This is a genomic window from Fervidobacterium gondwanense DSM 13020, assembly GCF_900143265.1.
GTDB lineage: Bacteria > Thermotogota > Thermotogae > Thermotogales > Fervidobacteriaceae > Fervidobacterium > Fervidobacterium gondwanense.
The window spans coordinates 67384-90390 of the sequence record NZ_FRDJ01000001.1; the positions used below are offsets into that span (position 1 = coordinate 67384).

Annotated in this window: 21 protein-coding genes; 4 read left to right on the plus strand and 17 right to left on the minus strand. The window is 42.5% G+C overall.

Features of this window, described 5'->3' with window-relative positions:
• Positions 1-4: 4 nt before the first annotated feature.
• The 12 genes from xylA to BUA11_RS00355 form a co-directional block, all read right to left on the minus strand.
• Positions 5-1306, minus strand: coding sequence for a xylose isomerase (gene xylA / locus BUA11_RS00300; RefSeq protein WP_072757164.1), 1302 nt, complete (start codon positions 1304-1306; stop codon positions 5-7).
• Positions 1307-1340: 34 nt separating this feature from the next.
• A complete protein-coding gene (locus BUA11_RS00305) occupies positions 1341-3668 on the minus strand; it encodes a glycoside hydrolase family 3 N-terminal domain-containing protein (protein ID WP_072757167.1) in 2328 nt (775 codons plus the stop codon).
• Between the two features lie 27 nt (positions 3669-3695).
• On the minus strand, positions 3696-4649 hold the full coding sequence (locus BUA11_RS00310) for an ABC transporter ATP-binding protein (RefSeq protein ID WP_072757169.1): 954 nt from the start codon (positions 4647-4649) through the stop codon (positions 3696-3698).
• Positions 4646-5644, minus strand: coding sequence for an ABC transporter ATP-binding protein (locus tag BUA11_RS00315; protein ID WP_072757171.1), 999 nt, complete (start codon positions 5642-5644; stop codon positions 4646-4648). The genes BUA11_RS00310 and BUA11_RS00315 overlap by 4 nt, the downstream gene beginning before the upstream one ends.
• Before the next feature lies 1 nt (position 5645).
• On the minus strand, positions 5646-6500 hold the full coding sequence (locus BUA11_RS00320; RefSeq protein ID WP_072757173.1) for an ABC transporter permease: 855 nt from the start codon (positions 6498-6500) through the stop codon (positions 5646-5648).
• A gap of 25 nt (positions 6501-6525) precedes the next feature.
• Positions 6526-7533, minus strand: coding sequence for an ABC transporter permease (locus BUA11_RS00325; RefSeq protein ID WP_072757175.1), 1008 nt, complete (start codon positions 7531-7533; stop codon positions 6526-6528).
• Positions 7534-7629: 96 nt separating this feature from the next.
• On the minus strand, positions 7630-9501 hold the full coding sequence (locus tag BUA11_RS00330) for an ABC transporter substrate-binding protein (RefSeq protein WP_072757177.1): 1872 nt from the start codon (positions 9499-9501) through the stop codon (positions 7630-7632).
• Positions 9502-9821: 320 nt separating this feature from the next.
• Positions 9822-10481, minus strand: a complete 660-nt coding sequence (locus BUA11_RS00335; RefSeq protein ID WP_072757179.1) for a M48 family metallopeptidase — start codon at positions 10479-10481, stop codon at positions 9822-9824.
• A gap of 35 nt (positions 10482-10516) precedes the next feature.
• Entirely contained in the window at positions 10517-11266 is a 750-nt protein-coding gene (locus tag BUA11_RS00340; RefSeq protein WP_072757181.1) for an acyltransferase, read from the minus strand.
• A 17-nt stretch (positions 11267-11283) separates the two neighbouring features.
• Entirely contained in the window at positions 11284-12192 is a 909-nt protein-coding gene (locus BUA11_RS00345) for a radical SAM protein (protein ID WP_072757183.1), read from the minus strand.
• A 30-nt stretch (positions 12193-12222) separates the two neighbouring features.
• Positions 12223-12912 (minus strand): transglutaminase domain-containing protein, encoded by a 690-nt coding sequence (locus tag BUA11_RS00350; RefSeq protein ID WP_072757185.1) that lies wholly within the window; start codon positions 12910-12912, stop codon positions 12223-12225.
• Positions 12909-13307 (minus strand): hypothetical protein, encoded by a 399-nt coding sequence (locus BUA11_RS00355; protein WP_072757187.1) that lies wholly within the window; start codon positions 13305-13307, stop codon positions 12909-12911. The genes BUA11_RS00350 and BUA11_RS00355 overlap by 4 nt, the downstream gene beginning before the upstream one ends.
• Positions 13308-13523: 216 nt before the next feature.
• On the opposite strand from BUA11_RS00355, the gene BUA11_RS00360 reads away from it, so the two are divergent.
• On the plus strand, positions 13524-14903 hold the full coding sequence (locus BUA11_RS00360) for an ATP-binding protein (protein ID WP_072757189.1): 1380 nt from the start codon (positions 13524-13526) through the stop codon (positions 14901-14903).
• Between the two features lie 175 nt (positions 14904-15078).
• Positions 15079-16335, plus strand: a complete 1257-nt coding sequence (locus BUA11_RS00365; RefSeq protein ID WP_014451296.1) for an ATP-binding protein — start codon at positions 15079-15081, stop codon at positions 16333-16335.
• Between the two features lie 71 nt (positions 16336-16406).
• Here BUA11_RS00365 and BUA11_RS00370 read toward each other — a convergent pair whose 3' ends face one another.
• Together BUA11_RS00370 and BUA11_RS00375 are read right to left on the minus strand one after the other, a co-directional pair.
• On the minus strand, positions 16407-17309 hold the full coding sequence (locus tag BUA11_RS00370) for an acetamidase/formamidase family protein (RefSeq protein WP_014451297.1): 903 nt from the start codon (positions 17307-17309) through the stop codon (positions 16407-16409).
• A gap of 14 nt (positions 17310-17323) precedes the next feature.
• Entirely contained in the window at positions 17324-17944 is a 621-nt protein-coding gene (locus BUA11_RS00375; RefSeq protein ID WP_014451298.1) for an HAD family hydrolase, read from the minus strand.
• Between the two features lie 105 nt (positions 17945-18049).
• Between BUA11_RS00375 and BUA11_RS00380 the strand changes: the two genes are divergently transcribed.
• Together BUA11_RS00380 and BUA11_RS00385 are read left to right on the plus strand one after the other, a co-directional pair.
• Positions 18050-19045 (plus strand): glycosyltransferase family 2 protein, encoded by a 996-nt coding sequence (locus tag BUA11_RS00380; RefSeq protein ID WP_014451299.1) that lies wholly within the window; start codon positions 18050-18052, stop codon positions 19043-19045.
• A gap of 7 nt (positions 19046-19052) precedes the next feature.
• Positions 19053-20009, plus strand: a complete 957-nt coding sequence (locus tag BUA11_RS00385; RefSeq protein WP_072757192.1) for an LCP family protein — start codon at positions 19053-19055, stop codon at positions 20007-20009.
• A gap of 22 nt (positions 20010-20031) precedes the next feature.
• Here the strand turns inward: BUA11_RS00385 and gndA are convergent, their stop codons facing one another.
• The 3 genes from gndA to BUA11_RS00400 all read right to left on the minus strand — a co-directional run bounded on the left by gndA (position 20032) and on the right by BUA11_RS00400 (position 22993).
• On the minus strand, positions 20032-21444 hold the full coding sequence (gndA, locus tag BUA11_RS00390) for an NADP-dependent phosphogluconate dehydrogenase (protein ID WP_072757195.1): 1413 nt from the start codon (positions 21442-21444) through the stop codon (positions 20032-20034).
• A 36-nt stretch (positions 21445-21480) separates the two neighbouring features.
• Entirely contained in the window at positions 21481-21975 is a 495-nt protein-coding gene (locus BUA11_RS00395) for a tripartite tricarboxylate transporter TctB family protein (RefSeq protein WP_072757197.1), read from the minus strand.
• Between the two features lie 64 nt (positions 21976-22039).
• Positions 22040-22993: a tripartite tricarboxylate transporter substrate binding protein gene (locus BUA11_RS00400; protein ID WP_072757199.1), complete on the minus strand. Its 954-nt coding sequence runs from the start codon at positions 22991-22993 to the stop codon at positions 22040-22042.
• Between the last annotated feature and the right edge of the window lie 14 nt (positions 22994-23007).

Here is a 23007-nt window from a genome sequence, read left to right on the forward strand (position 1 = left end):
AGTATTACCTCCCGCCGAATATGACATCGTTAATTACCATCTCAAGCAATTCTTGCTTGAGAGATTTGACTCTCACATCGGTTAAATCCTCAACGTAGGAAGACAGCTCATCAAGAGTTGTTTTGCCTTCCAGAATCTTCATTCCGATTTCAGAATTATACTCCGAATACCTCTCTTCTATCATCGGTTTTACCTTTTCTCTCAATTTCACTGCAAGCTTTAAACCGAGTGCAAACGCATCCATGCTGCTAACGTGTGCGTAAACGATGTCTTCCGGATCAATGGAAGCGCGCCTTACCTTTGCATCGAAATTGAATCCGCAATCCAAACCGTTGTTTTCAAGAACTTCATACATTGCAAAAGTTGTTTCGTACACATCAGTTGGGAACTGATCTGTATCCCAGCCAAGCAGCAAATCTCCGCGGTTAGCATCTATACTGCCGAGTTTCCCATTCAGCCTTGCAACTCTAAGTTCATGGGCAAAAGTATGCCCTGCAAGTGTTGCGTGGTTAGCCTCTATGTTCAGCTTGAAATGCTCGAACAAATTGTGCTTTTTCAAGAAATACAGAACAGTTGATGCATCGAAATCGTACTGGTGCTTTGTCGGTTCTTTCGGCTTTGGTTCTATCATAAGAACTCCATTGAATCCTATCCTTTCTTTATACTCAACAACCATCTCCAAGAACCTTGCAAACAGCTTTTCCTCTAACGCACTATCTGTAAGCAACAAATTGTCGTACCCTTCTCTGCCGCCCCACAGAACATATCCAAGACCTCCCAATTCCTTTGTCACATCGAGCATCTTTTTCACCTGACTTGCTGCATACGAAAATACAAGAGGATTTGGCGAAGTTGCTGCTCCCTGCGCATAGCGTGGATGCGAGAAAAGATTCGCAGTACCCCACAACAACTTTACGTTGCTCGATTTCATATATTCTTTTATCTTCTCAACGACCTTGTCGAGAATCTTGTTAGATTCTCTTAGAGTTAAACCTTCGTGCGCCAAGTCCCTATCGTGAAACGTGAAATACTCGACGCCCGTCTTTTCGCAGAACTCGAACAAGGCATCTACCTTTGCAAACGCAGTGTCCATCGGATCTTTCTTAAACCAGGGTCTTTCAAACGTTGCAGAACCGAATGGGTCTTCTCCCCTGCTGTTGAATGTATGCCAATAAGCGACTGCGAACCTGAACCAATCTCTCATCTTCTTGCCAGCGATTTCTTCCTCTGGATTGTAAAATTTGTAAGCTAAAAGATTCTTTGAACTTGGACCTTCGTAGACAACTTTTTCAACATTGAAGTACATACACTTCACCTCCAATAGATATGATCAAAAATAATTAGAAAGTGTAAACTTTTGTAAAGAATACTCTATCTTCAAATACCTCTCTTCTCATTCCATCTACCTCAAAACTTCCTTTAAGCCTTATATCATCCGAAGAACTTCCAATCATGACGTTGTAAACCCCAGGCTCAACGCAGAGCTTCATATCGCGTCCGTAGAACGCGAGCACGTCCGTGTGGAGATTGAACAAAACTTTCCTCTTTTCGCCAGGTTTCAAATTCACCTTCGCAAAACCTTTCAGTTCCTTAACTGGCCGAGTTACTGAGGCACATTCTCTTCCGATGTAAAGCTGCACAACCTCTTCGCCTTCAACTTCACCAGTGTTCTCCACATAAAGTGAAATTTCGACGCTTCCTGCCATTGGCACTTTTGATGGAGAGATTTCTAACCCGCTGTAATCGAAATTAGTATACGAAAGTCCGTGACCGAACGGGAATAGTGGTTTGACACTCTCGTCAACGTAGTCACCATGCCAACTGGACCTTCCGCCAGACGGTTTGAAGTAGTGGAAGAGCGGAATCTGACCAGCACTTCTCGGGAAAGTCATTGGAAGTTTACCGGATGGATTGACTTTGCCGTAAAGCACATCGACTATTGCCTTTGCACCAATCTCACCTGGCAACCACGCCTCAACAATAGCAGAAACCTTGTCTACAACCCTGGTTAAAGAATAAGGTCTGCCATTCAGCAAAGCGAGCACCACAGGCTTGCCAACCTTTGAAACCTCAATGATAAGTTCTTCCTGAACTCCGGGCAACTTCAAATTCGCGCTGTCCCTCGACTCACCCGTTGTGCAATCCATGGTCAAACCTGACCTATCACCAACTACAACTATCGCCACATCGCTATTCTCGACTGCTTTGAGCGCCTCGTTGAACCCTTCTTTCGAATCTCCCAAGACATCGCAACCTTTCGCGTATGTGAATTGAACACTTTCTTCTTTGAGCAACATCTCTATACTCTTGATCTTGTTCATGCTCTCCTCAACCGATTTCTTCACGCTTGAAAGATTGAACTTAGGCGCATCAAAAGCCAAGTTAACGTTCTCGAGCATTATTTTTATATGTGCTAAGTACATGTAATCACCGAGCATGTTCCTGACATCCGCCGCATTTGGTCCTATGAGTGCTACTTTCATATCTTTTTTCAATGGCAAGATACCGTCGTTCTTAAGGAGCACTATTGACTTTCTTGCAACTTCAAGAGCAAGCTCTGTGTTTTTTACAACCTTCGCTTTTGAAGGTTCTACGTACGGTTTATCGAACAAGCCCAATTTAAATTTCATCTTCAAAATCCTTCTAACAGTTTGATCTAACAACTTTTCCGGAATAACCCCGCTTTTCACCAGGTCTAAGACATGTGCATAGCAATCGGTATTTGGTAATTCCACATCTATTCCCGCTTCAAGGGCGTATTTTGCTGCTTCGGCTTTATCCCTTGCTAATTTGTGATGTTCGTGGATCAACTTCACCGAGAAATAATCAGAGACAACGAGTCCATCAAATCCCCATTCTTTCCTCAGCACATCTGTTAAAAGCTCTCTGGAGGCGGCAAGAGGCACTCCGTCTATCTCGCTGTACGAATTCATAACAGAACCAACCTTCGCTACTTTCACGGCAGCTTCGAATGGGAACATGAAGATCTCTCTCAACTCGCGTGGCGGAATGTTAGTTGGAGCCCAGTTCCGCCCTCCTTCAGACGCGCTGTAACCGACAAAGTGCTTTGTAGTGGCAATGACTCCGTCTTTCAAGTCTTCTCCCTGCAGACCTTCGACATAAGCACACCCCATACTTGCGACAAGATAAGGCGACTCTCCGAATGTTTCCTCAACCCTTCCCCATCTTGGGTCCCTTGCAACGTCAAGTACAGGAGCGAGCCCTTGGTGAATTCCCATATTCCTCATCTCTTGCCTTATCACTTTCGTAACTTCCTTTACCAGTTCAGGCTCCCACGTACTCGCCATCGCGATAGGCACAGGAAAATTCGAACCGTTGAGTCCCATATATCCAGTTAGGCATTCTTCGTGCATTAATGCTGGTATTCCAAGTCTCGTATTTTCTATCAAGAATTTCTGTACTTTATTGTCGAATTGAGCAACTTCTTCGGGTTGAAAGTTTGTTGCTCCACCCGGTCTTGAGATTTGACCTATGCCGTCCTTCAACAGCTCAAATGCTTTCCCTTCATCGAAATTCCCGTTCTCGTCGAGTAATTGATAACTCCAAACAGAACCGAGCTGGCTAACCTTTTCTTCCAGCGTCATTCTCGAAAGCAGGTCCTCAACTCTCAATTCAATAGGCTTAGAAGAATCCTTATATATCTCCATAGCGCTCTCCCCCAATCTTTATCAAAATCATTTGTAAAGATAGCACATAACCTTACTACCATTTACATCAAAATAAGGCGGTCTTTCTTTTCTGCATATGTCCATTGCGTACGGGCATCTTCCCGCAAACTTGCATCCAGTCGAAACGTACTCAACCTCTTCTAAATCTGAGAGCTTTATCCTCGTGCTCCACTTTTTCTTTGGGTCTGGCTGAGGTATCGACTCCTTTAGCAGTTGCGTGTACGGATGTTTTGGTTCAGACAGCACTCGCTCTGTACTACCCGTCTCCACTATGTTGCCCCTGAACATGATGGCTATCCTGCCACCGAGGTAATAAGCCGTCATTAAGTCGTGAGTGATGTAGAGGATGCTTATTCCGAGCTCTTCGAGTTTCTTAAATAAATTAACGATCGACATTCTCAAAGAAGCATCGACCATCGACACCGGTTCATCGGCAACTAACAACTTTGGGTTTGTAAGCAAGCTCTTGGCTATCGAAATTCGCTGCAGCTGTCCACCGGAAAATTCGCTTGGATACTTGTGGTAAAATTCGTCGAACTCGATGCCCACCGTTTTCAACTTCTCTGTTATTATCGCAGTCGCTTCTTCCTTGCTTTTTGAAATCTCAAAATTCTTCAGCGTATCGTAGAAATAGCTCTCAACTCTCCTGAGCGGATTAAACGTTGTGAACGGATTTTGGAAAACAGCCTGTATCTCCTCAAAAATCTCACTTCTTTTCTTGAGGTTGTCTATCCTCTTTCCAGAATAATACACTTCACCGCGAGTAACATCTTCAAAACCCAAGACTATCTTTGCTATAGTAGTTTTTCCACAGCCACTCTCGCCGGCTAATGTAAAGATCTCACTTCCGTTTATTTCAAAAGAAACATCATCTACAGCTGTTATCTTCGTTCCGCCTATTATACTGCCTATCCTGTAGACCTTCGTTAGGTGTTCAATCCTCAAAAGACTGTTGCTCATACCTTCACCCCCGAATGCAACCAGCATGCCACTTTTTGTCCACGTTCAACCTCTGCAAGCTGCGGTACCGAATCTCTACACTGCTGCATTGCAAACGGGCATCTGGTATGAAATGCGCAACCTGAAGGCAGAGATGCCAAAGATGGCGGTGAACCTGGTGCGCTCTCCCTTTTTCTCTTTTCACCAAATTGAGGGAGAGATTCGATAAGGAACTTCGTGTACGGATGGAGCGGCTTTTCAAATATCTCTTCCGTTTTTCCTTCTTCGACGATCTTGCCGGCGTACATTATGCCTATTCTGTCAGTCATGTTAGCGTGAACACCCATATCGTGCGTCACTAACACAATAGTATTTTTGTACTTCGCTTGAACATCTTTCAAAACTTGTATTACACCTCTCTGGGTAACGACATCCAGTGCGGTAGTCGGTTCATCCGCAACAATTATCTTCGGAGCGAGTATCGTCGCCAAGGCTATCGTAACCCTCTGTCTCATCCCACCTGAGAGCTGATGAGGATACGCATCCAATATCTCTTTTCTAAGCCCAAGCTCGACAATATGTTGCAAGATATTGTCCCTCAATTCGCCTATTTTGAAGCCGTTAGCGTGCGGTTTCAAAAAGTCCTCAAACGTGTCCATTATCTTGGTTACCGGATTCAAGACATTCATAGAACCCTGTGGCACGTAGGATATGAACTTCCACTTAAACTTCCTGCGTTCACTTGGCTGGATCTTGTAAATCGAAACCGGTTTATTCTCATCTATATACAGCACATCGCCATCAACAACCCTCAATGGAGGCTCGACAGCGTCGAAAAGAGTTTTGAGAAGCGTACTCTTTCCGCACCCGCTTTCACCGGCGATGCCGTATATCTCGTTTTGATTGAACGAAATACTCACTTCGTCAACAGCCTTAACAACAATTTTCTTTCCGTACACATCGAGATGGTAATATGCCTTTAAATTCCTCGTTTCGAGCACAGCCACTGTTATCACCTCAAGCCTTTCCTATCCTCTGGATACGCATCCTTGGATCCAGGTACTCGCTAATGCTTAAAGACATAAGGTACAGAGCCACAAAAATTAGGATGGAGAACAAAACGGGTGTAAGAACCCACCACCAATATCCTAAGAGCAATGCCTGACTCGATATCGACCACTGTAGCATTGTACCCAGTGTTGGCGTTTCGAGGTTGAAAACCCCGAGTATTGCCAAAGTAATCTCCATACCTATTGCCCACGACATATTTCCAATTAGCGTGGCGAATATCAACGGAATCAAATACGGCATGTAATCTTTAAAAATAATGGAACTGGTAGATGCTCCCGAAAGAACTGATGTATATGTAAAATCCTGCTCACGGAGGCTGAGAACTTGAGAGCGCACAACGCGCGCATCCCAAGCCCAGCCAAAGACACCAAGCAGTAACCCGAGAGACGCGATTCCCATCCTTGCCTTAGCAATCATCGCGAAAAGCACAATTATCACGAAGAGAGGTATTACCAAGAAAGAATCGCTTAGGAACGTCAAAATCCTATCGGCAGCCCCACCCTTGAATCCTGCTATTATCCCGATCAAGACAGCTATAACGCGCGAAACTAATCCGGCGATGAGTGAAGCTATCAATGAATTTCTCACTGCAAACGTGAGTAGCCAAAAGACGTCCTGTCCCATAGATGTTGTTCCGAGGATATGCGGCCAGTGTGGTGGTAAATTCCTCTCCACTACATTCCACCTATACGGATTGTAAGGAGAAAAGAACGATAAGAACGAAAGTACAACGAGTAACAAGAAAATCACGAAAGAGACTTTGAACCTATTATCTTTAAGTAGCTCCCTGAAAGTTTTCATCATTTCACCCCATCTCACTTGCATCTCATCTATATCTCACGCGCGGGTCTAATAACGGATAAATGAGGTCTATCACGAGCACGCTTGTTGTGATGACTATGATAGATATGCTCGTTATGCCCATCAGCAAATTGTAGTCGCCTGTAAAAACAGCGTTGTAGAGCAGAGTACCGACACCGGGGTAAGAGAATGTCATCTCTGTGATTAGCGCACCGCTGAATATCTGACCAAGAGATAGTGCTAAACCAGTCGTCTGTGGCAACATCGCATTTCTAATAACATACTTGTAAACTATCTTCTTTTCCGGTACACCAGCGAGCTTTGCATACTTCACGTAATCTTCTGACTTAACCGTCTGAACGACAAGCTTCATCGCCTGGAACCAAACGAACATGCCTATCAAAAGCAATGACATCGCAGGTAGGAACGAGTGCTTTAGTATACTTACAATACTGTACCAACTGAACTTACTGGACATACCTGTCGCAAAAGCACTCCTAATTGGAAAGATAGGAAAGATATACCCAAGAATTATGAGTAACGTAAGTGCCAGTATATAGTAAGGCATAGGCCTTATTATCATCGCTATGAAATCGACAACCTTAACCCATCTCTTATTCGAGAAATATCCTGCAAAACCACCGACGATATTACCGATTATCCACGCCAAGAGCGTTGTGATGAGCATAAGTCCCAACGTCCAAGGAAGTGATTGTGCAATAAGAAGCTTTACAGGCGTTGGGAATTGATAGTAAGACGGTCCAAAATCCGCCCTTACAAACCTCTTAAGGAAACTAACATATTGCTCCCATAACGTACCCTCAAGACCATAAAGTTGCCTTAGGGTTTTAATCATCTGGTCAACCGACTTAGGATCCATATAGACCCCTTGCGTTGTGAAACGAGCGATGAACTGCTGAACTGGATCAGTTGGCAACAACCTTGGAATGAAGAAAACCATCGTTATGCCTACAAAAATTACAAGGAAATACACAATCAACCGAGGAATTAGATAGCTCTTTATAAACTTCAAAATGCATACCTCCCCTTGAGTTCAAACGTAAAAAATGACAATTTGAAAAAACCGGGGAGAGAGGCGTCTCCCTCCCCAATAATGAACTGCTTTATCTTATTTCTTCCCGGTAGGTTTCAAGAATGGTAACATATACTTGAAGTTTGGCCAGTGGTGATACGGCTGTGAGTACATATTTTCTGCGCCTGGGAAGTTCGTCCAGTAGTATTCGTCCCAAACTATAACGCCAGGATAGTTGAACGTTGGTATGCCAGGCATTTCCGCTACTAACAACTTGAGACCCTCAATTCCTAAACTAATAAGGTTTGAAGTATCGTCAGTCGAGGTGACTCTGAGTTTCTTTATAATCTCATCCATCGCTGGATTGGACCATCTCATGTAGTTACCCCACGGTGCATTCTCGCCAATAGCTGCCTTGTAATCAGACAAGAACGGTTCGAGAACGCGGAACAAATCGGCACCGGCACCCCACGGCTCTCCTGCGGGCCAATCTGTGCTGACTTGGAACTCACCTTTCTGCCCCATTGTTGCCAAGGCATCCGTTGTCATAACTGTTACATCGATTCCGAAGTTCTTCCAAGCTTGTGATGCAGCAAATGCATTTCTGTACGATGGGTGTGCCGGGTTAGTCGTAGTAATTATCGTTATCTTCCACGGCGTACCATCCGGTAAGAGCCACTTTCCATTCTTATCTCTCTTGAATCCATTCTTAATCAGCAGTTGCTCTGCAACGTCCGGTGCATATTTCCACCATCCAGGTCCGAATACTCGCCTGACCTCTGCTGGATCGCTTGGAACATTGTATCCCCTCTTTTTGGCGTACTCAGCCAATCTCGTTCCAGCAGTTGGGTCGTATGGTTTGAACTTCTTGCCGCCTCCGAGGTCAATTTCAAAATTCCTGAGCCATGAATCCATTCTCAGATAAAACATATCGTAGTATGCCTTTGTAAGTGGAATGTGAATTGGGCTCAACGTTACAGCGCCGTCGAATGAATTAGCAGCATATTCAACGATATCTATAGCCAAAGTTAGCGCCCAGCGCACATCCTTGTTGTCAAATGGTTTTACAGCAGTGTTGAAAGCAAGCCCCGTTATACATGGGTCAATATTGACAGTCCATGGAAAATCTTTTCTCCAAGCTCTTGCAGTATTCACACGTTGCATAACAGCCAGCATACCGGCGATCGTAAGGTCCGCTGCATCGAGCTGGTGCTGAGCCATGGAAAGGATCTGTTGCTCGACCGTACCGCTTGCAATGAACAGTACGTACTTTGGCTGTGGCATACCATAAATCATGCCCGTCGGTGTCCTCTGCCAGTCGCTTCTTCTTTCCCACAACGTCCAATAACCGCCTTGATCCACATCCTTAAGCACGTACGGACCTGTACCAACTGGAGGATAGAAATTAAACGTGAGTGGGTCTTTAACCTTCTCAAACACATGCTTTGGAAGTGGTCTCAAAGCACCCCACCTATCGAGCCAATACGTGTGGAACCTTCCGTTTGGTTCCTTCAATTTGAACTTCACCGTGTAGTCATCGATCTTAGTGATTTGAACAACCTGCATCATCTGGTCGTGATATCCCATACCCTCAATCTTTTTCGCAAGCTCAACTGTGTAAATAACATCATCGGCAGTAAAAGGCACTCCATCGCTCCAGTAAACGCCTTTTCTCAACTTGAACGTTACTTCAGTCAAGTCCTTACTGTACACTGGTCCACTCGCTGCGAGTGCGTTGATGATCTTTCCTGTAGCGTATTCAACACACCAGAGTGGCTCGAGCAACAAGTTCTGAATTCCCCTGTCCTGCCACACCCAAGTTGCCCATACGTTGAAATTCGTGGGGTTAGCTGCTCTTCCTGTTAATGCATTAGCTATGAATGTCTCACTTCTCGGAATTCCCCCTGGTAAGTCTGCAAACAATACAACTGCAACAAGAACCGCCAAAATAGCCAAGAACCGCCTCATATACACTCCCTCCTCTTCACAGGATAGAAAGAAATACCTTCCAACAAAACCCCTCTCTAAGATACTCACCGCGGATTCTAACAATCAGGCAATAATTTTATTAATTACTTCCAGAGTGTAATCAATTAGCTTTATAACACACTTGTAATTTTAGACAAAATTCGTTTAATAAAAGTAACGTTAAATGTCTTGAAGTTATAGTATGAATTCTTTTAATTTCTTAAGAATTCGAATTTTTTCAAAAAATATCTGTTATCTTTATCTACCGCAATTATAAAGCAATTAATTTTTGAGGATGGGAGAAAGTGAGGTCATGTCATTTACTTTGGGGTTATTTCCAAAGACCATAAAAAGAGGCTCTTACCATTCTTCTTAAGCCAATTTCTAAACAATCTGTAATCAGGTACAAATTTTCCAACGAATCGCCAAAACTCTGGGCTGTGATCAGGATGTGCTATATGTGCAAGCTCGTGGACTATCACGTATTCAACAATACCCACTGGCGCCATAATTAATCTCCAGTTGAGTGAAATCGTTCCTTTCGTGGAACAGCTTCCCCAGCGAGTTTTCGCATCTTTCACGACAACTTTTTTGTAGCTTATCCCCATAATCTCCGATATCTCGTTAACCTTTTTAGGCAGATATTCTTCCGCTTGTTTTCTAAGCCACCAAATTGCCAATTTGTTGGCGTCGTCCACGTACCGCGGATTTAAAAAGAACGTCCCATTGACGTACCGCAATGGGACATTTGAATCACCGTTTAAGATTATTTTTCTCTCTTCACCGAAATAGAGTATCGCATTTTTACTCGTGAACGCAGACTTCTGGGCGGAAAAACTTTCGACCAATTTCTTAATCTCAGACTCTTTCCTCTTCAAAAATTGTTCTAACTCTTTTTCGGTCATCGACTTCGGAACTGAGATTTTCAGCGTTCCGTCGTAGTCTATGTAGATGGAGATTTTTCGGGTGTTTTTGTGCACTATTTTGTACTCAAAGGAGGACGTACTCAAAAAAATCATCCTTTATAATAGCTTTGGTTTTCCAGCAATTGTTCAACCGGAACATCTTTGTATTCCTTAGCAGGAACGCCCATGTATATCTTTCTTGGAACAGTGTTCCGTGTTAGAACAGACCCGGCAGCAACGAGCGTATCTTCTGCTATCTCGATGCCGGGCAATATCGTAGAATTCGCGCCAATTCGAGCACCTTTTCTCAGCGTTGGACCTTTGAAGTATTTCTTTCTCTCCTCAGTCCTGCCTAAGAAGTTGTCGTTTGTAAACGTGACACCCGGCGCTACAAAACAATAATCTTCGATTGTCGAAATTGCTGTAATATATGCGTTAGTCTCTATTTTTACGTATTTCCCAATTTTCGTTTTATTCTCAACAGCAACTCCCCTACCAATGATCGTATATTCCCCGATCTCAACATCTTCCCTAATGCTTGCCAGATCACCGACGAAAACAAAATCACCCAGTGTCGCTCCTCTATAAATCACGCAATTTGCCCCGACTGTAACGTACTTTCCAAGCAACAAAGGTGGTAATTCTTTCTCATCGGTTGTCGCAGACGCACTTGCTTTGAAAGGTTTCTTTCCAAGGACTGTGTTGTCAGCTACAACGCACCCCTCACCAATGACTGTATCCTTTCGTATCACAACGTTGTGACCGATCACAGCGTTGTCCCCAATCACGACATTATCCTCAACAACAACATTCTCACCAAACACAACGTTTTTGCCTATCTTCGCACTGCTGGATATCATATCTCCACCTCCGTTAATTAATCTGCCAACCTGAATTCCGGACCTATTTCTTTTGCAATTTTAAGTACTTTTCTGTACTCTTCTATTGTTATTCTCCTTGCTATTTCAGGGTATTTATGCGCTTGATACGTCGGATAATACTGTGCCATGATATTAACATAAGCCTTCGGTGAGACGTTTCGGGCAATAAATCTCAGCACCTCTTCGCTTTTTGCAATATCGTTTGGCAACACAAGATGCCGAATTATCAGTCCTTTAACCGCTATGCCGTATTCATCGACTATCAAATCACCCACTTGCCTTTGCATCTCTATAAGCGATTCTTTCGCATATAAGGTGTAATTATTAACACCAGAGTACACACGAGCGTTTTCGTCGTCTCCGTACTTAAAATCTGGCATGTATATATCAATTATACCATCTAATAATGTGATAATTTCCTTTCTTTCGTACCCACCACAGTTGTAGACTATCGGTATTTTCAGTCCATTTTTTGCAGCAATGTTGATAGCACTCACAATCTGCGGAGCATAATGCGTTGGCGTAACTAAATTTATGTTGTGACACCCCATGTTCTGCAACCGAAGCATGATGTCTGCAAGTTCCTCAATGCTAATCTTCATTCCTTCTCCAAGCTGACTAATCGTAAAATTCTGACAAAACACACATCGCATGTTGCAATGCGTGAAGAATATCGTCCCTGAACCATTTCTCCCGACTAAAACAGACTCCTCGCCAAAGTGCGGTCCAAAGCTTGAAATCTCTACTTCGGCCTTTGCTTTGCAAAAACCCTTTTGCCCTGCTAACCGGTTTACACCGCAGACATGTGGACATATGTCGCACTTTTCAAGGCGAGCCATTAATTCTTTTGCAATTTTCTCAAGCGTTCCATCTTTCGACTTCTCAATATACAAAGGTGCGTACATACTCACCCACGCCTTACAATTTCGCAGAAATTACTTTCGCTTAAAACTAATTCTCCAAATGTAAAAATCCTTCTTGTCCGAGCTCGTGAACAGATAGTTATATGAATACGTATAATTCACACTGTTAATGTTTGCATAAATCAATGCATCATTCACCGCTCTTGAAAGATTACTGGCTATAAAATCTCCTTCACCTACTAAGAGTACTTCCTTCCCATTCTTAATCATATAGTAAATGTAATTCACCAGTTCGTCGTATTTCAAGACTAAATATCCATACAGCAAACTGAATGTTTCCCTCGCAGAGCTACTGTTGTACCTGACTATTTCCTCATACAACTTCTCTGCGTAACTCTTCGCAGAAATCGTGCCTGGAAGCTTTGTTTCCGGATAGTGCGAGTACTTTGCTTGATTCGTGCCGAAAAACAAATATGCATTTACTCCCATGCTGTCGTTCCACGTTGTGTCGACATAGAACAGCTCACTGCCTATCTTCACGACATTCCAAGCGTGCGATTGAAGAGCTGTCGCATCCTTTCCTGGTACTTTCCCCTGCCCGCTTACCAAATATGCCTGCAATCCAGCCGCTTTCGCTAACCGATAGAACAGCAGTGCGTAACCCTGGCACACACCCCTGCGGTTCTTGAGCGTTGCGTAAGCGCTTTTGTACGTATACGAACTATCGTATTCGATATTCAGCTTCATCCATTCGTTTATCATGAAGACCTTCTTTGTATCACTCTTATACCATTCAATATAGCTGAAATATTCTTCTGGATAAAATCATCTACAGCCTTTCGCTCTGCGGGTGTTTCGACGTAAGTGTACGTGATAGTCGTTGTTACGGTACCGAGCTGTTCAACTGAATTCTCTTCCCATCGCTGCAAAAATAAACTTTCACCGATGCTCTTAATAACCGAATCTACGACTTTGAGCATCGTTGAATTATTCGTCCCGTACGCTAACAAAACTGTTGTCGGTTCAAAGTTCAAAATATCGGTCACAATAACTTTCTCTATCTCATCTGCCGAGCGCACTTTGTACGTTTGACCAATGAGCATTGTGTCGATTGATATCAAAACAACAAAGCAAACTAAACAAACTTTTCTAAACAACCTTCCGCCTCCAATCTGGGAATGTTGCTGTTCGGATAACTTTCTCGACACCGTCGACAAGCTCGACAATTTCTGGACAGGCTCGACAGCAGTCTATTGAAATTATATCACAAGATTGTCGCCGGCTTATTTATGGTATAATATACTAAGCGTTATTATACTAATTTAGATTAGTATAATCACGATTATAATATCAAACCGCAGAGGTGATGAAAGATGTTTATTAACAGGTTTGAAGAGAAGGATTTCCTCAACAACCTTATAAGCTCAAACAAACGCGAAGTTGTGATACTATACGGTAGGAGAAGAGTTGGAAAGAGTGCGTTGCTGAAAGAAGTTACAAAAGACAAGAAGGTGTTTTATTACACGGCACGCAAGGTATCAAAAGCTGAACAGCTCGAAACATTTTCAAGAGTCCTTGGCTCATTTCTCAAAATCGGGAACGTGTCTTTCAAAACGTGGGAAGATGCTCTGAGATCGCTATTCACTCTCTCTACGAAGGAGAAAGTTATAGTCGTCCTTGATGAATTTCAGTACCTTGCAGAGAATAACGAAGAAATCCTATCTGTTTTGCAGATTCTTCTTGATGAGTATGAAAATTCAATGCTAAAGTTATTTTTTTGTGGCTCAAGCATAAGTTTCATGGAGGGTGTATTATCACACAACAACCCACTCTTTGGAAGAAAAAGTGCAGTTTTAAAGCTGAATCCTGTATCTTTCGAGCACCTCAAGCTTTTTATCCCACAGTACGATTATCACCAACTTTTAGAAACATACTCTATAGTCGGTGGTGTGCCTTACCACTTAACGCTATGGGATGGTACAAAAAGTGTGCTTGAAAATATACAGAACCTGTTTCTAAAACTCGGTGCCCCGCTTAAAGAAGAACCGAGCTTTATTCTCTTTCAGGAACTTCGCGAACCAGCAATGTACCAATCAATATTGGAGGCACTTGCAAGCGGAAGAAATAAATTGAGCGAGATAACCTCATTTATCGGCGAAACCGATTCAAGAAAACTCCAACCGTACATAAAGTCGTTGATGACACTAAAATTAATCAAACGCGTCTCGCCTGCGTTATTCAAGAATCCACACAGAACAAAAGATTTCCGATATGAAATTGAAGATGAACTATTCAGATTCTGGTATAGATACATATTCCCTTACAAAGAGAACGTCGACTTGAACGAGTATCAACATGTTTTAGAAAACATAAAAGCGGACTTGACACAATACGTCTCATTCGAATTTGAAAAGCAAAGCACTCAATATGTCAAGAAAGCCTTTAATCTTGTGCAAGCAGGAAGATACTGGGCGAAAGATATAGAGATAGACATTCTTGGAAAAGATAATAACGGGAGGATATATGCTGGAGAAGTTAAATGGAGAAACAAAAAGGTTGGGTTGAAGGAATACATCGGCCTAAAGACAAAAGCCGACAAGCTACGAATACCCGTAGACTATTTCATACTCATTTCCAAGAGTGGATTTGAAGAAGACCTCTTCAAACTAAACGAGAATCTCTATCTAATAGAATTCACAAAAGAAAATGGATGGGTTGTTAGATTTTCTCCTGATTCATCGGCAGAACGATAGCAGAAACTCGGTACTATCAAACAAGCGCAAAAACATATAGACTTTTGTGATTTTCGTACTAATGTGGAAATCCACTTCCATTTTAGTCCGAGAATTTAGGAAGTCGACTTCCAGAATTCTCGGATTATGGTATAATTGTACCTGAGCTGTCGAATCCTCAAGGGAGATGAGAGCGATGAGGTTAATAAAACGAGAAATCGTAAAGGAATTAAGACAGCATTTGCAAAAGCCAGAGATAACGTTTCTCGTTGGACCAAGGCAAGCTGGGAAGACAACTATTCTCAGAATCTTAGAAAACGAGCTGAAAGCTCAGGGAAAGAAAACACTCTTCCTCAACCTCGATATCGAGGAAGATAAGATGCATTTCTCCTCTCAATCCAGCCTTCTAAAGAAGATAGAGCTCGAAATTGGCAAAGAAGGTTTCGTGTTTATCGATGAAATCCAACGAAAAGAAGATGCAGGTGTCTTTTTAAAGGGTATATACGACATGGGTCTACCGTATAAATTCATCGTTTCTGGCTCTGGAAGTGTGGAGCTCAAAGAGAGGCTTCACGAATCGCTCGCAGGTCGAAAGCGCTTGTTTGAGATATCTACGCTATCTTTCGAGGAATTTGTTAACTTCAAGACGGACTATAGATACGAGATGAACTTAGAGACATTCTTTGACTTAGAAAAAGCCAAAACTCTAAGTCTACTAAATGAGTATCTGCACTTTGGTGGATATCCAAGAGTTGTATTAGAAGACCAATTAAAGGAAAAAAGACTAACGATAAGCGAGATATACAGAAGCTATGTTGAAAAGGACATAACGTACCTGCTCCGCGTTGTGCGAATTGAAGAATTCACCACACTTGTAAGAATCTTAGCTTCTCTGTCAGGAAGAATGCTTAATCTAACAAACCTGTCTTCTGAGGCGGGAGTATCGTCGAAAACCGTAAAGCAATACCTATGGTATCTACAACAAACATACATAATAGACCTGATAACACCTTTCTCAACAAACCGAATTAAGGAATTAACAAAAGCACCGACTGCCTATTTCACAGACTTGGGCTTGAGAAACTACGCTGCAGGTGTTTTTGGAAACCTTGCTGATTTTGGTTTCGTCTTTCAAAACTTCGTTTATTTGAAGCTCAAAAGACTTTCTAAAGAGCATGATTTCACCGTGCACTTCTGGAGAACGAAAGATAATGCTGAGGTAGATTTCGTCCTCACGAAAGAAGACAAAATCATCCCAATTGAAGTCAAATACAAGAGCATTGAAGAGCCAGCTGCGACAAGAAGCTTGCAGAGCTTTATCAACAGATACGACCCTGAGAAGGCAATATTGGTAAACATCTTCGGAAGACGAACAGAAAGAATAAAAGATACTACGCTGGAGTTAGTTCCGTTCTACATGCTTGACAAGTTGATATCGGGGTTATTCTCCTAAGAGTTTCTTCACTGTCTCGACACCGTCGACAAGCTCGACAAATTCTGGACAGGCTCGACAATCGCATAAAATCAAATAGATACGCCTAATCTCTCTAAGATATCCACAGGCATGCTGAACCTTGTGGTGACAAGCGGGTCCACAACCTGAGAAATCTCCGTATTCCCAACTATGCTAAACAACATCACCAATTCTTCGGGACTAATATTCGTTCGGCTCATTACGAACTCAAACATATCGCCCACAGCTTCTTTCACAGCTTCATCGAGCGTCTTTGATGAGACCAATGTGAATACTATTCCCTCGGACACAACCATGGGGTTCTTTAAACTCAAGTTCTTTCGTACACGCACTACTGTTCGAACTTCTCCTGCGACTTCTATTCCAGTACCGCAAACCTCCCCATCGCCCATGAGCGCATGCAAATCACCAAGTGCAAGCAAACCACCTTTGACGGAAACTGGTAAAAACACCCTTGCACCTTTCTTTATGTACCTCGTGTCCAAATTCCCACCGTGCGAACCCGGCGTTCCGCAATTTATCGTCCCTTCCTTCGGTGCAACACCGATTACACCTACCATGGGTTCTATATCGAGCTCCAAATCGTTGAAAATAGCCTTCGAATTCTCAACCTTGACTATTTTTGTATAATACCCCTCGAACTTCCCTCCAAGCGGTCCGAGTCCTTTTCCCGTTGCCATCACACCTTGATTATTCACTTTTATATCCACTATCTGTATTTCCAGCACATCTCCCGGCTCTGCACCGTTCACAAAGACTGGACCAGTTGCTGGATTTACCTGGTTCCAGTCGAGGCTCTCAAGCTTATCTTCGCAAGTCTTTATCTGGTTGGAAAAACAATCAAGCGTTTCGAAAACAACCTCATCACCGCTATTTACAGAAACAGCAGGAGCATTATCCGGCGAAAATGCGAAAACCTTCTTTTGCGTATCTACAAAATGCCTCACACCCATCCCCCCTACTAAGATCACTCTACAGGATGCCCCAACACTTTTTCAAGCTCTTCTTTCAAAACCCTGTAGTCGGTCAAGTGTATTACTGAAAATCCCAACCTACTTGCCGTCTCGATATTGTCCTTCCTATCATCTATAAACAGCGAATGCATCGGCACAACACCGTAGCGCTCCATAAGCTCGTAGAAGATATCCTCATTCGGCTTTATCTTTTTCACGTGGCTCGATATGACCATACCGTCGAAATACTTAAAGAATTCAAACGTATTGTACACATGCTCAAACGCTTTGTAGCTGAAATTAGAAAGCACGAGCAGCCTGTATCCCATCTTTTTCAACACCGGCAACAGTTTGGCATTCTCCTCAATCGGTTTCAAAAGGCTGAGCACCGCACTCTTCATGTGGCGAATGTACTCGCCATACTCGGGGTATCTTTCCTCAACCATCTTCCAAAACTGGGCTTCTGAGATCTCTCCCTTATCCATCAAGTTCCACTCTTCAATCGAGAAAACCTTCTCCGTTAGCACCTTCGCAACTTCTTCGTCGAAGTGCTCTACCATGTACCCGTAAGGGTCCCAGTGAATCAAAACTCTCCCAAGGTCGAAAACAATCGTATCTATCTGTTTAGCCCCCATAATATCCAACCTCCCTCTGCTTTCTTGGATTACATTTTATCACATCTTCATGATATAATAAATTCCGTCGAATTTCTAATCATCTTAAAAGGAGAGAAAATAAATATGGCTGTTCTACCACTCGTTTCGGTAATTCTCCCAACTCTCAACGAAGAAAAAACAATCGAAAAGACAATAATTAGCTTTATCGAATCGGATTACCAAAATGTTGAACTCATAGTCGTCGACGGCATGAGCTCAGACAGAACGAGAGAAATAGTCGAAAGGCTCAAAGAAAAATACCCAAACAAAATAAGATTGCTTGAGAATTCCAAAAAATATACGCCATCCGGTATAAACATCGGCATCAAGAATGCAAACGGAAAGTACATTATGCTTGCAAGCGGACATGCGTCTTACTCAAAAAATTACATCTCTGCCTGTGTCCAAGCGCTTGAAAACAACGAATGCGACGTAGCAGGCGGGGTTATGGAAGTCTTGCCAAGAAGTAGCAACGTAAAAGCCGTTGCTATAAGCGAAATATTGAAACACCCATTCGGAATAGGCGGTGCGAAATATAGAACAAACAACCAGAAGAAAGAATACGTCGACACCGTTGCGTACGGCATATACAAAAGGGAAATCTTTGAAAAAGTAGGGCTTTTCAATGAAGAACTAATAAGAAACCAAGACATTGAATTCAACATCCGATTAAAAAACGCTGGCTACAAGATATTGCTCATTCCAGAAGCTCGAGCATATTACTATGCGAGGGACACATACACAAAACTATGGCAAAATAACTACTCAAACGGCTTTTGGGTAACCCACAGCTCCAAATTCGTCAAAAGGGCATATCGACCAAGACATTTAGTGCCGATGCTCTTTGTCTTGTATCTCATTTCTTTGCTCTTATTGCTCTTGCCAGTGAATAGAGTTCTGAAGTTTTTATACGCACTCCCTGCTTCTCTGTACCTGGCTCTGAGCATTTACTTCTCATCACAGGTTGCAATCAAGCACAAAAAGATTGCGCTCGTTCCTTATACATTCTTTTCATTCTTAGTTTTGCACATCTCATATGGCATCGGTTCGATAGTGGGAATCTTTAAGAATAGGAGATGAGAAAGATATGCAAAATTTCTTGAAATTCATTGTCGCATTCTCGTTATCTTTGATAATAACAGCAATCATCGTCGGGGTATACCTCAACACAAGGCTTGAAAAAATTAAATTCACAGACTTGTTCAGTCTCGAAGAAGTTTATGCCGCAAAAGATACGAACAACCCGACAGCTCCAAGCAACGAAAAATTTGCGGCTGTGCTCTTTGGTCTTGACGCAAGGCAAGAAGGAGAACACGCAAGGAGCGATACGATAATGGTATTGCTAATAGACCATGCTAATAAAAAAATAAAGCTTGCTTCGATAATGAGAGATCTGTACGTTAAAATCCCCGGATTTGACAAAAGAAAGATAAACAGTGCATACGAACTCGGCGGTCCGAAACTTGCACTTGCAACGCTTAACAAAACGTTCCAGTTATCTTTAACAAGATACGCTACCGTCGATTTTGAAGGGTTCGAAAAGATAATAGACGCCGTCGGTGGCGTTGAAATAGATGTTAAACCAGAAGAAGTTGAACATATAAACATAAACATGCGAGAGGTAAAAAATTTGCTTGGCGGAAAACTTCCTGAAGTCAAAAAGCCCGGCTTGCAAAAACTGAATGGGCGACAGGCTCTTGCATATGCAAGGATAAGATACGTTGGCAATGCTGACTACGAGCGCGTTCAACGCCAACAGAGAGTCCTCGAGCAGGTATTTGAAAAGCTGAAGAGAGCTTCGGTATCTACAAAACTAAGGGTAATCAACATGGTGCTTCCATATATAGAAACCAACATTCCAAAGTCAGAGCTCATCTCGCTCGGAAGCAGGAACTACTCGACATACACACTCGAAAGATTCAGAGTGCCAATAAACGGTTCATTCCAAGAAGGACACGCAATGATAGATGGTGTGAATCAGTGGGTGTTTATAACAGATATACCCAAAAACATAAAAGCATTGCATGAATTTCTGGGAAAGTGATTACGATATCCCCCATTTAACGTTAGTCACTTTGGCTTTCAGGCTTTACAAAATGAAATACCGTTCCTGGCTGATCTACTCTATAAAAACCATGGTAGCCGAACCAGTCCCTTATGCCTTGCACAAGATTTGCTGGCAAATTCTCGGAGGTTACCGATAAGTAAAAGTCGATACTTGAATTAATGACAGGAATAGGTATTGCAGCTCCACGGCAGAGATTGCTCAACGCCATAGTACTTGGCAACAGCTTCTCTAAAACTGCTCTAAAATCCCCGTCTTCTATGAGACAGTTGCTGAAATTCAAGTTGTGCTTCAAAATGGAGTCAATTAACGAAGATTCAAGAATACTGCCTTTTCTCCAAACTTTAAGCACTTTCTCCAAGTCAGTTCCATAATTAAATATCTGCGACGCTTTTGTCAAAAGCCATAGCCCCTCGGCGTGTGCGATCAAAGATGAGAAGAACAAAGCGTCTCTTAATGTTTCGAAGCTCTCAATAACTTTAGAACTGCTAATTGTTTCCCTCTTTTCTGCCACAGAACGTCGAAGCTCCTTGTAGGTAGAGATTATCCTTGAATTTACTGATGCAGATATAGACATTGCAGGTACTCCTATTTCCAGTGCAGTTTGGGTAAACCAAAGCCCAGTACCCTTTTGCTCTGCTAAGTCTAAGATAACATCAACATAAGGTTTCCCTGTCTTCTCATCTACTTGTTTCAATACAGCCGAAGCAGTTCTTAGCAAAAAGCTGTCAAAATCCTTTTTATTCCATTCTTCAAAAACGTCTGCTATTTCTTCATGTGTCATTCTCATTAAGTTTCTCATTACATAGAAAACTTCCGAAATAGCACCGATTATAGCGTACTCTATCCCATTATGAACCATTTTCACAAAATGGCCAACCGACCGGTTCCCCATGTACTCTACACACGGTCCATAATGGCTCTTTGCAGCAACAAGTTTAAGTGAGTCTTCTAAGTCCTTGTAAGCAGAGAAATCTCCGCCGGGCATCAGTGCCGGTCCTTTACGTGCACCTTCAGAACCACCTGATATACCGAGTCCAACAAATCTAAGACCCTGAGACTTCAAATACTCGTATCTCCTCTCTGTATCCTTATAGTACGAATTTCCAGAGTCAACGATTATGTCTCCAGGTTCGAGGTAAGGCAGTAATTGCTCGATTGCTTCGTCCACGGGCTTTCCTGCTGTAATGAGCAATATTACTATCCTTGGTTTATCTAAAGAAAATACAAAATCCGACACGTTCTTAAAACCAGAAACCTTGCCAGTGTCACTGATTGTTTTTAACAACTCGTCAACAACTTCAATTTCCCTATTGAAAACACTAATTTGAACACCATTATCTGCAAAATTCAGTGCAAGATTCCTTCCCATCGTTCCAAGGCCAAAAATTCCAAGTCTGGATAATTTACCCATGCTAACACCTTCTTTAAATTCACATACTGCCTGATATTACCAGTACATTCCTTTTGGGAGAACAAGTTCAAACACCTTCTCGAAAAGATACCACAATCCAACAGTTATTACAAGCGAATAGATGATTGCAACCGGAAGATTCTTTGCATTGAAATCGTCTTTTAAAAGGACAAAATTGAAGAAAACAAGAATGACACTTGGTATAAGGAATCCAAAATATCTCAAAGAAAAGATGTACACTATAAAAACCGCCAAAAATACGAAAACATCTCTTACACCTTTCTTCAACCATGAACTGCTATTGTTCTCTGTTGCTGCATCAAAACCTTTCTTCTTAGCGGAGATTACAATTTCTCTTATCAGCCAAATAACGGAAATAACAAGCATCAAAATTGACAATACTTTCGGAAAAAAGTCCCCGCCCAAAGCTCCTCCAAACTTCAATGTTCTTATATTCAATGCTTGAAGATATACAATTATCGATACTATTATAAAAATCAAAGCAGGAAAAGCATTCTTAAATCTCGACACTTGGCATCCCTCCACATCTTGAAATACGGGGGCAGGGCTTTCCTACCCCCAAATCATGATCTGTTTATTTTACAGTTTCAGCAGCTTTTTTGTAGATAGCATCTTGCTTTTTCCAGAAGTCTTCAAGGTCCTTTCCTGTTTTGAAGAATGGTGTAGCGTAAGCAACTTCTGCTAACTTCTTCTTAAACTCAGGGTCTGCAACTATCTTTGCTATTATTTTATTGAACTCGCTAACTATACCCGGTAGAGTTTTTGGTGGGAAGAAGAATGTGTTGGTCATTGGGAAGTTCAACTCCGGAAGTCCCAACGAAGCAGAAGTTGGCGCATCTGGTATAAATGGATCAGGCTCATCATCGTGCAATGCAAGAACCTTTATTTGCCCATTCTTTATGTACTGGACAGCTGAAACTAATGCGAGTGGAACGACATCAACGTGCCCACCGAGTAATGCTGTAATCCTTTGAGCATCTCCACCCTCATTTGGTACTACCCTAAATGCACCAGGAGCAGCCATTTCGACGGGTGCATATTCCAGATACGCAATTCCGCCAGCGCCAGCACCGTAGACATACTTTTTCGGGTTTTTCTTGGCATCTTCTATGGCTTCCTTAAGGTTTTTCCAAGGTGCATCTGCACGTGCAGCAGTAATTCTAGCAGTTTTTGTAACCACACAAGCTGGTGTGAAATCCGTCCACTTAATATTCGCAACGCCTAAGTAGTAATTTCCAAGGATAGCCTGGTGGTACCAAAGGACTGTGTAGCCATCTGGTCTTGTAGTGAGCATCTGTTGTGCCGCAACTGCTCCTTCTGCTCCGACAACGTTTGTAACTACCATATCTTTCCCTGTATACTTCTTCCAGAACTCTGCAATGAGCCTTGCCATGATGTCACTTGCTCCACCTGCAGAATACGGAACAACTACTGTTACAGGCTTCTCTGGGTAAGCTGCAAAAAGCGATGCTGTTCCAACCAAAAGAACCACCAAAGTCAGAACTACCGTTAAGAACCTCTTCAACATACACCACACCTCCT